At 72.7% G+C, this 12,080-nt stretch carries 13 protein-coding genes; 6 read left to right on the top strand and 7 right to left on the bottom strand.

From position 1 onward, the window contains the following. Nucleotides 1-43: 43 nt before the first annotated feature. Nucleotides 44-736, top strand: coding sequence for a TetR/AcrR family transcriptional regulator (locus EBO15_RS27620; protein WP_122197378.1), 693 nt, complete (start codon nt 44-46; stop codon nt 734-736). Nucleotides 737-751: 15 nt separating this feature from the next. Here the strand turns inward: EBO15_RS27620 and EBO15_RS27615 are convergent, their stop codons facing one another. Next, nucleotides 752-1,420, bottom strand: coding sequence for a response regulator transcription factor (locus EBO15_RS27615; protein ID WP_122197377.1), 669 nt, complete (start codon nt 1,418-1,420; stop codon nt 752-754). Further along, nucleotides 1,417-2,553 (bottom strand): sensor histidine kinase, encoded by a 1,137-nt coding sequence (locus EBO15_RS27610; RefSeq protein WP_122197376.1) that lies wholly within the window; start codon nt 2,551-2,553, stop codon nt 1,417-1,419. The genes EBO15_RS27615 and EBO15_RS27610 overlap by 4 nt, the downstream gene beginning before the upstream one ends. A gap of 152 nt (nt 2,554-2,705) precedes the next feature. Between EBO15_RS27610 and EBO15_RS27605 the strand changes: the two genes are divergently transcribed. The 4 genes from EBO15_RS27605 (at nt 2,706) to EBO15_RS27590 (ending at nt 6,511) form a co-directional block, all read left to right on the top strand. After that, nucleotides 2,706-3,941 (top strand): hypothetical protein, encoded by a 1,236-nt coding sequence (locus EBO15_RS27605; RefSeq protein ID WP_233616464.1) that lies wholly within the window; start codon nt 2,706-2,708, stop codon nt 3,939-3,941. Then, nucleotides 3,941-4,717 (top strand): SDR family oxidoreductase, encoded by a 777-nt coding sequence (locus tag EBO15_RS27600; protein ID WP_122197375.1) that lies wholly within the window; start codon nt 3,941-3,943, stop codon nt 4,715-4,717. The genes EBO15_RS27605 and EBO15_RS27600 overlap by 1 nt, the downstream gene beginning before the upstream one ends. Before the next feature lie 61 nt (nt 4,718-4,778). Continuing rightward, complete coding sequence (locus EBO15_RS27595; protein WP_122197374.1) at nt 4,779-5,906, top strand: sulfotransferase family protein; 1,128 nt, start codon at nt 4,779-4,781, stop codon at nt 5,904-5,906. 125 nt (nt 5,907-6,031) lie between these two features. Continuing rightward, nucleotides 6,032-6,511 (top strand): hypothetical protein, encoded by a 480-nt coding sequence (locus EBO15_RS27590; protein WP_122197373.1) that lies wholly within the window; start codon nt 6,032-6,034, stop codon nt 6,509-6,511. Here the strand turns inward: EBO15_RS27590 and EBO15_RS27585 are convergent. From EBO15_RS27585 to fdxA, 5 genes are all read right to left on the bottom strand, one after another. Next, entirely contained in the window at nt 6,508-7,581 is a 1,074-nt protein-coding gene (locus EBO15_RS27585) for a hypothetical protein (protein ID WP_122197372.1), read from the bottom strand. The two genes, EBO15_RS27590 and EBO15_RS27585, sit on opposite strands and share 4 nt — an antisense overlap. After that, entirely contained in the window at nt 7,578-8,681 is a 1,104-nt protein-coding gene (locus EBO15_RS27580) for an SPFH domain-containing protein (protein ID WP_122197371.1), read from the bottom strand. The genes EBO15_RS27585 and EBO15_RS27580 overlap by 4 nt, the downstream gene beginning before the upstream one ends. 123 nt (nt 8,682-8,804) lie before the next feature. Continuing rightward, a complete protein-coding gene (locus EBO15_RS27575) occupies nt 8,805-9,947 on the bottom strand; it encodes an acyl-CoA dehydrogenase family protein (protein WP_122197370.1) in 1,143 nt (380 codons plus the stop codon). A gap of 153 nt (nt 9,948-10,100) precedes the next feature. Then, complete coding sequence (dapC, locus tag EBO15_RS27570) at nt 10,101-11,186, bottom strand: succinyldiaminopimelate transaminase (RefSeq protein WP_122197369.1); 1,086 nt, start codon at nt 11,184-11,186, stop codon at nt 10,101-10,103. Nucleotides 11,187-11,288: 102 nt separating this feature from the next. After that, complete coding sequence (gene fdxA, locus EBO15_RS27565) at nt 11,289-11,615, bottom strand: ferredoxin (protein WP_122197368.1); 327 nt, start codon at nt 11,613-11,615, stop codon at nt 11,289-11,291. A 111-nt stretch (nt 11,616-11,726) separates the two neighbouring features. On the opposite strand from fdxA, the gene EBO15_RS27560 reads away from it, so the two are divergent. Then, nucleotides 11,727-11,981, top strand: a complete 255-nt coding sequence (locus EBO15_RS27560; RefSeq protein WP_122197367.1) for a putative acetyltransferase — start codon at nt 11,727-11,729, stop codon at nt 11,979-11,981. Nucleotides 11,982-12,080 lie beyond the last annotated feature (99 nt).

The following is a 12,080-nucleotide window of genomic DNA, read 5'->3' as shown; positions in this document are numbered from 1 at the left end:
GGGGGTGCTCGGACCTGGGTCAGTGGTGCCTTATCGTGAGGAGATGCCCCAGTCAGCCGAGGAACGCGCGGCCCGCCCCGCGCCGCGCCGCCTGCCCCGGGGACGGCACGCGCTCGCGCCGGAGGTGGTCGAGCGCATCCACCGCGACCGGCTGTACGCGGCGATGGCCGAGGCGATGGCCGAGCGCGGCTACGTCCGGACGTCCGTGGAGGACGTGCTCAGGCGCGCGGTCGTGTCCCGGCAGAGCTTCTACCGGCTGTTCGACTCCAAGCTCGACTGCTTCATGGGGGCGTTCGAGCGCGCGGGCGAGATCCTGGTGGCGCACGTCCTGAAGGCCCTCGAACCGGGCCGGGACGCGGAAGTGGCCGAGGGGGGCGGCGGTGTCCCCTCGGATCCGCTGGCCGCGGTCGAGCACGCGCTCACCGCGTACCTGGACGTCCTCGCCCAGGAGATGCCGTACGCGCGGCTGTTCCTCGTCGAGGTGTACGCGGCGGGGGCCGAGGCCGTCCAGCGGCGGACGGCCCTCCAGGGCGACCTGGCCGGGGTGTTCGCCGGCCTCATCGGCGCGGACGACGACGCGGGCCGCTACACCTGCCAGATGATCGTCGCCGCGACCAGCGCGATGGTCACGCCGCACGTCGCGGCGGGCGACGCGGACGCGCTGCGCGCCCTCGGCCCGCCGCTGACCGAGCACATCCGCCGCCTGTGGGACCGGGGCATGTTCTCCGGCGAGTGACCCGGCGCGCGCGGTTCAGTCGTTGAGCCAGCCGGGGCTGACCAGGCCGGACTCGTAGGCCAGGACGACCAGCTGGGCGCGGTCGCGCGCGGCGAGCTTCGTCATGATGCGGCTGATGTGCGTCTTGGCCGTGGTCGGGCTCAGGACGAGGTGGGCGGCGATCTCGTCGTTGCTCAGCCCCGCGGCGGCCAGCCGCAGCACCTCGCGCTCGCGGTCGGTGAGCGCGCCCATCCGCGGTCCCGGGTCGGGCGCGCGGACGCGTCCGGCGAACTCGCCGATCAGGCGCCGCGTGATCCGCGGGGTGATGAGCGCGTCGCCGCGGTGCACGACCCGGACGGCCTGGATCAGCTCCTCCGGCTCGGTGTCCTTCAGCAGGAAGCCGCTCGCCCCGGCGCGCAGCGCGCCGTAGACGTACTCGTCCAGGTCGAAGGTGGTCAGGATGACCACGCGGACGCCGGGCAGGCGCGGGTCGCCGGTGATCGTCCGGGCCGCCTCCAGGCCGTCGGTGCCGGGCATGCGGATGTCCATCAGGACGACGTCGGGGCGCAGCTCGCGGACCCGCTCGACCGCCTGCGCGCCGTCCCCCGCCTCGCCGACGACCTCGATGTCGTCCTCGTCGGACAGGATCGAGCGGAACCCCGCGCGGACCAGCCGCTGGTCGTCGGCCAGCAGAACCTTGATCATGCCGTCCTCTTCTCGTGGGGCAGGCGGGCGCGCACGCGGAACCCGCCGTCCGGGCCGGGGCCCGCCTCGAGCTCGCCGCCGAGCGCGCGGGCGCGTTCGCGCATGCCGCCGATCCCGCTGCCGGACGCGCCGTCCGGCGTCCCCGCGGTCGCGTGGCCGTGGCCGTCGTCGGTGACCTCGATCGTGACGGCGCCCGGGGCGCGGTCGACGCGAACGTCGGCCGTGGAGGCGCGGGCGTGCTTGACGACGTTGGTGAGCGCCTCCTGGACGATCCGGAACGCGGCCAGCTCGACCTCGGCCGGCGGGCGTCCCGGGCCGGACACGTCCGCGCGCACGTCGAGCCCGGCGGAGCGGGCGCGGTCGGCGAGCTCGCCGACGCGGTCGAGGACCCGGGCGGGGGCGGTGGGCGCGTCCTCGCCGTCCTGCCGGAGGACGCCGAGCATCGCGCGCAGTTCGCGCATGGCCTCGGTGCCGGTCGCGCGGATGGCGGCCAGCGACTCCTCGGCCGTCTCCTCGCCGCGCCGCCGGTCCTTGGTGTAGCGGCGCAGCGCGGCCGCCGACTGGACGCTGATGAGCGAGAGGTGGTGGCCGACGACGTCGTGGAGTTCGCGGGCGATGCGCAGGCGTTCCTCGGTCGCGGCGCGCTGCTCGGCCTCGCGCGCGTGCGCGGCGGCGGTGAAGCGCAGCCCTCCGAGCAGGACGACGGCGGCCAGCCAGCCCGCGAGCATGAACAGCCCGATGCCGTTGATCGAGCCGTTGCCCGCGGCCGTCCCGGCGCCGACGAGGGCGATGGCGAGCACGCCGATCGCGGCCGCGACGCGCGGGCGTCCGGCCTCGGCGACCGTGTACAGCGCGAGGATGAACGCGATGAGCAGCGGGCCGTCGTAGGTGCTCATCACGTAGTAGACGACCGTGGTGACCAGCGTGAACAGGGCGACGGCGACCGGATGGACGCGCCGGAGCGCGAGCGCGCCGCACACGGCGAGGATGAGCGCCCAGCCGACGGCGGTGACCGACCAGGGTTCGGTGCGGGGCGCGTAGAGGGACTGGGCGCTGCCCGCCGTGACGGCGGCCAGGACGGCGACGGCGATCGCGACGTCCGCCGTCCGGCCGCGAGGCCACCTGACCACCATGGACCCACCCTAGAGTCGCCCACGTACCGGGTGGAAACCGGCGTTCGCCGCGAAGGGGACGAACGGGTCGGGCGTTGACCCGGCACGCGAACCGGTTCTACTCTCGGCGCGGAACCAAGCTAACGCTTGACCGAGCGCTCCGGAGGTCCCTGATGGCGCCAGCACCCGGCTCGGGCACGGACCCCGGCACGGACGCCGATGAAGGTCCGGGGGCGGCGACCGAGGGGTTCGCGCGGGCGGTCGCGGAGGCGGAGCGGATCATCCGGTCGGCGGCGCACGTCCGGTCGGAGCTCGACCTCGCCGAGGGGCTGGAGTACCTCGCCGGGAGCGTCCGGGCGTCGCTGCACATGGCCTGGGCGTACGACCGCGACTTCCCGTTCTTCGCGCGCTCGACCGGCCCGCACTCCAAGCTCGGCCTCGACAACCCCGACACGCTCTACTTCAACGCCTACCTGCGCGACGACGCCGAGTACGTCGTCACCGGACGCCGCGGCACCACCGCCGACCTGAGCTTCCAGGTCCTGAACGGCGACTACACGCCGTCCTCGTCCCCCGACAGCCTCAACGCGTTCGACGACCGCGCGTTCGACATCGCCCCGGACGGCACCTACGAGCTGCGTTTCGGCCCGGAGGACCCGCGCCGCAAAGGCGACCCGAACTACGTCACGCTCGGCGAGGGCGCGGCGATGCTGCTCGTCCGCGAGGTGTTCTCCGACTGGGCGGACGAGCGTCCCGGCGAGATCCGGATCCACCGCGCCGACCGCCTCGGCGCCGCCCCGGACCCGCCGACCGCGCGCCGCGAGGCCAAACGCTTCGACGTCGCCGGGAAGATGCTGGTCTCGCGGATCCGGACGTTCCTCGCGTTCCCCGAGTGGCACTACCTGAGGCTGCCGGTGAACACGATGACCGAGCCGCGCCTCACACCCGGCGGCCTCACCACGCAGTACTCGTCCGCCGGGCACTTCGACCTCGGACCGGACGAGGCGCTCGTCGTGACCGTCCCGCGCTCGGACGCGCCCTACCAGGGCTTCCAGCTCGGCAGCCTCTGGTACGTCTCGCTCGACTACGTCAACCACCAGACGAGCCTCACCGCCGACCAGGCCGTCCCGGACCCGGACGGCATGATCCGCATGGTCGTCGCCCAACGCGACCCCGGCCTCGCGAACTGGATCGAGCTCACCGGGCACGACCGCGGCTTCCTCCAGATCCGCTGGCAGCGGCTCACGCGCGCGCTCACCGCCGCCGACGGGCCGCGCGCCGAGGTCGTCCGGTTCGCCGACCTCCCGGCGCGCCTGCCGTTCCACGACCGGCAGCGCGTCACCCGTTCCCAGTGGGCGGAGCGCGTCGCCGCCCGCCAGACCTCGACCGCGCGAAGGATGCTGGGCTGATGATGCTGGACGGACGTGTGATCGTCATCTCCGGGGTCGGCCCCGGCCTCGGGCGCGGGCTGGCGCTCCAGTGCGCGAAGGCGGGCGCGGACGTCGTCCTCGCCGCCCGCACCGAGCCGCGGCTGAACGAGGTCGCCAAGGAGGTCCGGGCGCTCGGCCGGCGCGCGACCGTGGTCCGCACCGACATCCGCGACGAGGCGTCGTGCGAGCGCCTGGTCCGCGAGACGCTCGCGGCGCACGGCCACGTCGACGGCCTGGTCAACAACGCGTTCGCGATCCCGCCGCTCCAGGACCTGCTGGACGTCGACGTCGCGTCCGTCCGGCGCGGGTTCGAGACGAACGTGCTCGCCGCACTGTCCCTGACCAGGCGTTTCGTCCCGGCGCTCGTCGCGTCGAAGGGGTCGGTCGTGATGGTGAACTCGGCCGTCCTGCGGCACTCGAAGGCGACCTTCGGGCCGTACAAGATGGCCAAGTCCGCGCTGCTCGCGCTCGCCCAGGGCCTGTCGACCGAGCTCGGGCCGCGCGGCGTCCGGGTGAACACGATCGCGCCCGGCTGGATCTGGGCCGACAACCTGAAGTGGTACTTCGACCTGCTCGCGACCGAGCGCGGGACGACGTCCCGGCAGGTCTACGACGAGACCGCCGCGACCATCGACCTGCGGAAGCTCCCCGAACCCGACGAGATCGCCGACGCGGCCGTGTTCCTGCTGTCCTCGTACGCGCGCGCGATCACGGGACAGTGCCTGGACGTCAACGGCGGCGAGTTCCACCACTGAGGAGATCGCCGCTCTGAAGAGAACGCCACGCTGAAGAGAACGCCATGCTGAGGAGATCGCCATGAGGACGACCGTCGGCACGGTCGAGGATCTGCACGCGTCCGCCACCCGCGCGACCGGCCTGACCGATTTCGGTGAGGACGACTACACCGACGGTCTCGAAGCGCTCCTCGCGTCCTACCGGGAGGACGAGCGGCTGACGCCCCTCGGCAGCAAGACGCAGCGGGCGTTCCTGCGCGGCGCGCTCACCGCCCGCCTGTTCGCGGAGGAGGCGTGGAAGCGGCACCCCGGGCACGCGGAAGTCGCGGTCGAGCGTCCGATCTTCGTGACCGGGCTCCCCCGCACCGGGACGACCGCGCTGCACCGGCTGCTCACCGCCGACCCCGCCCACCAGGGCCTCGAACTGTGGCTGACCGAGGTTCCGCGGCCGCGTCCGCCGCGCGCCTCCTGGGCGGACGATCCGGTCTTCCAGGCCGTCCAGGGCGCGTACGAGCGGCACCACGTCGAGCATCCGGAGTTCATGGGCGTCCACTACATGTCGGCGGACATGGTCGAGGAATGCTGGCAGCTCCTGCGCCAGTCGATGCGGTCGATCTCGTTCGAGTGCCTCGCGCACCTGCCGTCCTACTCCGCGTGGCTCGCCGGACAGGACTGGACGCCCGCGTACCGCCGCCACCGCCGCCTGCTCCAGCTGATCGGCCTCAACGACCCCGGACGCCGCTGGGTGCTGAAGAACCCGAGCCACCTGTTCGCGCTGGACGCCCTGTTCGCCGTGTACCCGGACGCGCTGGTCGTCCAGACGCACCGCGACCCGCGCACGGCCATGGCGTCCATGTGCAGCCTCGCCGCGCACGCCACGGACGGCTGGTCCGAGCTGTTCCGCGGCGAGGTGATCGGACGCGACCAGCTCGACCTGTGGGGACGCGGCCTGGACGCCTTCCAGGCCGAACGCGCGCGGCACGACCCGGGCCGCTTCTTCGACGTCCGGTACGAGGACTTCGTCCGCGACCCGCTCGGGACCGCCGAGGCGATCTACACGCACTTCGGCCTGCCGCTCACCGGCGGCGCGCGCGACGCGATGAAGCGCCTGCACGCCGAGTCGAGCGAGGGACGCGGCCGTCCGTCGCACCGGTACACGCTCGCCGACTTCGGCCTCACCCCGTCGCAGGTCGACGCCCGCTTCGGCTGACCCCGCGTCCGGCTCGGCATCCGCTTGAATCCTCCGCGAGGAGGATTCGCGCTCGTACGACTGGCCGGGCGGACGGTCCACCCGTGGGAGGCGCTCCCCTCCGCGCGCGCACGAGGGTGGAGACCATGACGACGACCAACATCCCTCGGCCGCGATGCCCGCGCTTCCGGATGCCCCGCCGGTCCCCCGAGCGGCTGATCGCCGGGGCGCTCGCGATCGGGACCGCCGTCCTGCTGGTGTGGACGGTCGGCATGGCCTTCTCGATCCCGCCGTCCGAGCCCCGCACCGTGAACTGGGCGGTGCTGTGGTGCGGCTTCGACGCCATCGAGATCGTCGTGATGGCCGCCGCCGCGTGGCTCGTCCGGCGCCGCGACGCGCTCGCCCCCATGGCGCTGTCGGCGCTGGCCACGCTGATGGTCGCGGACGCCTGGTTCGACATCATGACGGCCCGCTCCGGCTACCTCCCGGCGGCGGTGTCCATGGCCGCCTTCCTGGAGCTGCCGCTGGCCGCCGTCCTGACCGCCTTCGCCGTCCGCCTCACCCGCCGCCACGCCCGCGACCATGCCCACGACCGCGCCCGCGGCCGCGCCCGCGACCGTGCCTAGGCGATGAACCCGAGCCGGTAGGCGGCGAAGACGGCCAGGACGACCAGCAGCACCGCCAGGACCAGCGAGGAGATCTTGGCGGCGCTGTACGGACGGCTCCCGTACACCACGCCCGTGACCCCGTTGACCACGATGCTCCAGGGTTTCCCGCCGTACAGGTACGAGCCCATCCACACGGGCAGCAGCACCAGCTTGTACGTCACGTCGCCGTACCTGGTCTCGACCGCGTGGACGCGCTGCTCGTCCCCGCCGATGTCGTTGCGGCAGTCGTGGCCGATGACCACCGCCATCCGCTGCTTGGCCAGCTCGAGGCCGACCTCGGGCTCGACGTCGTAGCGGAGCGACTCGTGCCCGGCGACGTATCCGGCCTGGTAGGGACGCACCTGCGCGAGCGGCCACGTGCCGAGCTTGCCGAGGGTCCTGTCGTCCACGCGACGCGTCCCGGTGACGAGGACGTCGTCGAAGTCGCGCGCGACGGTGCCGGTGACGTGCCGCCACCGCGTCTTCTGGACCTGCCGCGAGCGCCGCACGCTCTTCCCGTCCACCGTCTCGGTGTAGTACTCGGTCTCCCAGTAGTGCGTGCCCTGCTCGCCCCGGTACCGCGAGACGGTGCGCGCGTCGAACGTCCAGTGCGGCAGGTACGTGCTCGCCATCGTCTCCGCCTCGGTGACCTGCTTGAGGCGGGTCGGCGCGAACCAGCGGGACCTCGTCCACCCGCGCAGCGCCTCGCGCGCGGCGCCCCGGTCGAGCGCGAACGGCAGGACGGCCTCGGGCGCGACCTGGTGGTCGGTCCCGGTGTCCACCACGAGCGGCGCGGTGCAGAACTGGCAGCGCTGCGACACGGCGTCCCCCTGGAGCCGGGCGCCGCAGCCCTGGCACACGTACCGCTGCCGCGCGAAGTCCCGGGCGGGCGCGCGCGGCCCGCCGACCAGCGCGTCGAAGGAGTGCTCCATCACCGGACGGTCCGGTGCGGGCAGCGGGCGCTCCGTCCCGCAGTACGGGCACCGCAGGACGTTCGTCCCCGGCGCGTACTCGGTCGCGGCCCCGCAGCCCTCGCAGGCCGCCGTCATGCCGGGGGAAGCGGCGGCGGGGTGCCGCCCAGCAGGCGCGCCAGCTCGGGCACGTCCCGCGCGGGCGTCCACTGCTCCATCCCGGCCTTCCACACCAGCGTGGACGCCGTGACGCCCTGTCCCCCGAGGTCCGCGAGGTCGAACGGCCCCCGCCGCTCGCCGTCCACGCCCAGGTACCACTGATCCCGAGGCGGCAGCGGCGGCGGCCCCGCCGCCTGCGGCTGTTGCGTGGGCTGCGGTTGGGGGTTGAGGGCGTTGGCCATCTGCTGCCCGGCCGCGATCCCCAGGCCGAGCCCGATGCCCTCGCCCCCGCCGCCCGGGTTGTTCGCGGCGTCCTCCAGCGCGTTCGCCGCCTGGAACCGCGCGTAGTTCCCGAGGTCGCCGACGACGCCCATGGACGTGCGCTTGTCGAGCGCCTCCTCCACCTCGGGCGGCAGCGAGATGTTCTCGATGACGAACCGGGGCACGGCGATCCCGACCCCGGAGAGGTCGGTGGTCAGGACGGCGGCGAGCCGGTCCCCGATCGCCTGCTGGTGCGTCGCGAGGTCGAGCACCGGCGTCTCGGACGCGGCCCCCGCGAGCGCCCCGGCGAGCCGTCCGACCACCTGCTGCCGCAGGTACCCGGCGACCTCGTCGGTGCGGAACTTCGGGTCGGTCCCGGCGAGCTCGCGCAGCAGGAGCGGCGCGTCCACGACGCGCACCGCGAACCCGCCGAACGCCCGCACGCGGACGGCGCCGAACTCGGCGTCCCGCACCAGGACCGGGTTCTGCGTCCCCCACTTCAGTTCGGTGAACTGCCGCGAGCTGACGAAGTACACCTCGGCCTTGAACGGCGACTGGAACCCGTGCTTCCACCCCTTCAGCGTGGACAGCACGGGCAGGTTCCTGGTCTCCAGCGTGTACGTGCCCGGCCCGAAGTGGTCCGCGATCACGCCCTCGTTGACGAACACGGCGGTCTGCGACTCCCGGACGACCAGCCGGGCGCCCATCTTGATCTCGTTGTTGCGGCGCGGGAACCGCCACACGAGCGTGTCGCGGCTGTCGTCGAGCCACTCCACGACATCGACCAGTTCGCCTCGGATCCGCTCGAACAACGCCATGCACACCCCTCGGCCGACAAACCGCCCACTCAGGAGGTAGGACGTACCGGACCGCCGGGCGGTTGCGTCACCGCCCGACCTGGCGGAGACCGGCCACCGCGCGCAGGCGCACCCGGACGAGGGTCAGATGCCGAGGCCGCGGCCGATGATCTCCTTCATGATCTCGGTGGTGCCGCCGAAGATGGTCTGGATGCGGACGTCCTGGTAGGCCTTGGCGATCGGGTACTCGTTCATGTAGCCGTAGCCGCCGTGCAGCTGGAGGCAGCGGTCGACGACGGTCTTGAGCATCTCGGTCGTCCAGTACTTGGCCATGGACGCCTCCTCGGCGTCCAGCTCGCCGCGGACCTCCTTGGTGAGGCACTGGTCGAGGAACGCGCGGCTCACGGTGATCTCGGTCTTCATCTCGGCGAGCGTGAACCGGTTGTGCTGGAACCTGCCGATCGGACGCCCGAACGCCTCGCGGTTCCTGCAGTACTCGAGCGTCATGTCGAACGCGGCCTGCGCGCCCGCGACGGCGGACACGGCGATGCAGAGGCGCTCGCGGGCGAGGTTCTGCATGAGGTAGATGAAGCCCAGGCCCTCCTCGCCGAGGAGGTTCGCCTTCGGCACGCGGACGTTGTCGAAGAACAGCTCGGCGGTGTCCTGGGCGTGCATGCCGATCTTGTCGAGGTTGCGGCCGCGCTCGAAGCCGTCCATGCCGCGCTCGACCATGAGCAGCGAGACGCCGTGCGCCCCGGCGGACGGGTCGGTCTTCGCCGCGACGATCACCAGGTCGGACAGGATGCCGTTGGTGATGAAGGTCTTCTGCCCGTTGAGGACGTAGTCGTCGCCGTCGAGGACGGCGGTGGTCCTCATGCCCTGGAGGTCGGACCCGGCGGCGGGCTCGGTCATCGCGATCGCGGTGATCAGCTCGCCGGAGCAGTAGCCGGGCAGCCAGCGCGCCTTCTGCTCGTCGTTCAGCAGCTGCACCAGGTAGCCGCCGACGACGTCGTTGTGCACCGAGAAGCCCGGCCCGGACGCGCCCGCCCGCGCCAGCTCCTCGTTGAGGACGGCGTAGTAGCGGTAGTCGGACTCGCCCCCGCCGCCGTACTCCTCGGGCATCTCGATGCCGAGCAGGCCCTGCCGTCCGGCGGCGAGCCACACCTCCCGGGAGACGATCTCGTCCTTCTCCCACTGCGCGTGGTGCGGCTCGATCTCCTTCGCGATGAAGGACCTCACCATGTCCCGGAAGGACTCGTGCTCCTCGGTGAAGACGTCGCGTGCCATGCGCGGGGACTCCTCGCGTGTAAGTGCGTACTGACCTGCCCTCAATGTAGCGCAGGGCCCGTCCGTCGCCCCAGGCAGGACGCCTGTGACCTACGCCAATGCACCTGGAACGCGAAAGGCCCGCCACCCTGCGGTGGCGGGCCCCGGGAAGGGTCAGAGGCGGGCGGTGGCGGCCTCGACGCGCTCGTCGGTGGCGGTGAACGCCACCCGGATGTGCTTCCCCCCGGCCGGGCCGTAGAAGTCGCCCGGGCCGACGAGGACGCCGAGACCCGCGAGGTGGTCGACGGTGTCCCAGCACGACTCGTCCCGCGTCGCCCACAGGTACAGGGACGCCTCGGAGTGGTCGATGCGGAAGCCGTGCCCCTCGAACGCCGCGCGCAGCGCCGTCCGGCGGCGGGCGTAGCGGGCGTACTGCTCGCGGACGTGCTCGTCGTCGTCGAACGCGGCGCGCATCGCGGCCTGCACCGGCGCCGGGACGATCATCCCCGCGTGCTTGCGGACCTCCAGCAGCCGCCGGACCAGGTCGAGGTCGCCGCTGACGAACCCGGCGCGGTACCCGGCGAGGTTGGACCGCTTGGACAGCGAGTTCACCACGAGCAGCCCCTTGTGGGAGCCCTCGCAGACGTCCGGGTGCAGGATCGAGACCGGCTGCTTCGCCTCGTCCCAGCCGAACTCGACGTAGCACTCGTCGCTGGCGACGACCGCGCCCCGCTCGCGCGCCCACGCGACGACCTTGCGCAGGTGGTCGACGGGCAGCACCTTGCCGGTCGGGTTGGACGGCGAGTTCACCCAGACCAGCTTCGGCGTCTCCGGGCCGAGGGCCAGCAGCGAGTCGGTCGCGACGGAGCCGGCGCCCGCCAGCCGCGCGCCGACGTCGTAGGTCGGGTACGCGAGCTCCGGGAAGGCGACCTTGTCGCCCGGGCCGAGGCCGAGCAGCGTCGGCAGCCAGGCGACCAGTTCCTTGGTGCCGACGACCGGGAGCACGGCGTCGGGGTTGGCGTCGGCCACGCCGAGGCGGCGGCGCATCCAGCCCGCGACGGACTCGCGCAGCTCCGGCGTCCCGTAGGTCTGCGGATAGCCCGGGGCGTCGGCCGCGGCGCGCAGCGCCTCACGGACCGGTTCGGGGGTGGGGTCGACCGGCGTGCCGACCGAGAGGTCCACGATCCCGTCCGGATGCGCGGCCGCGCGCTTCTTGTAGGGGGCCAGGCGATCCCACGGAAAATCCGGCAGCGGCAGCAACTCCCGCCCCTCCTGTCACTCGGTGGCGAAAAAAGGGCCGTGACCTCCTGGGAGGTCACGGCCCGACGACTCAAACCGAACCGGGGACGGCCCCGGCGGCCGTCACTCCTCCGTCGACTGCGGGGGCAGCGCGGCGACGATCGGGTGGTCCTTCTCGATCTTGCCGACCTTCGAGGCGCCGCCCGGGGAGCCGAGGTCGTCGAAGAACTCCACGTTGACCTTGTAGAAGTCCTTCCACTGCTCGGGGGTGTCATCCTCGTAGTAGATGGCCTCCACCGGGCAGACCGGCTCACAGGCGCCGCAGTCAACGCACTCGTCGGGGTGGATGTAGAGCATCCGCTTGCCCTCGTAGATGCAGTCGACCGGGCACTCTTCGATGCATGCCTTGTCGAGCAGGTCCACGCAGGGCTGCGCAATGACGTAGGTCACGTGAGTGACTCCTCTCGGGTTACCGGCCCCGCCGCACGTCACGGCTCACCGCAAGCTCGCTGTGAATAGTATTGCCATCACCGCACGGTCGATTCGACATGGGGGTCGCACATGTCAGGGCGTATCGGCGCGCGGCTGGTGGTCTCCGTCACACCGGCCGACGTCGGCGAGCGAGTCTCGCTGCGCCGCCGTCTGCCAACGGGAGAGTACAGCGACGTGGTCGGGGTGCTCGAATCCTGGTCCGGCGGCGTGCTCGAGGTGCGCCGCCGGAACGGCGAACTGGTGGACGTCCCCGAGGGCATCGTCGTCGCGGGCAAGGTCGTCCCGCCCGCTCCTCCGCCCAAGCGCCGTCCCCGCTCCGACTAGCCTCCCGGGCCGCCCCGGGCAAAGGTTCGGTGAAGATCGCGGCCGTCCCGCCGGTTCGGCGGACCGGGCGCGGCACGCCCTCCGGAAGGTGTCTCCGGG

It is taken from the genome of Actinomadura harenae (assembly GCF_003696215.1).
In the GTDB taxonomy this organism is placed as follows: Bacteria; Actinomycetota; Actinomycetes; order Streptosporangiales; family Streptosporangiaceae; genus Spirillospora; species Spirillospora harenae.
Note: the sequence above shows the minus strand (reverse complement) of the source record. Positions and strands in the feature narration are given on the sequence as shown.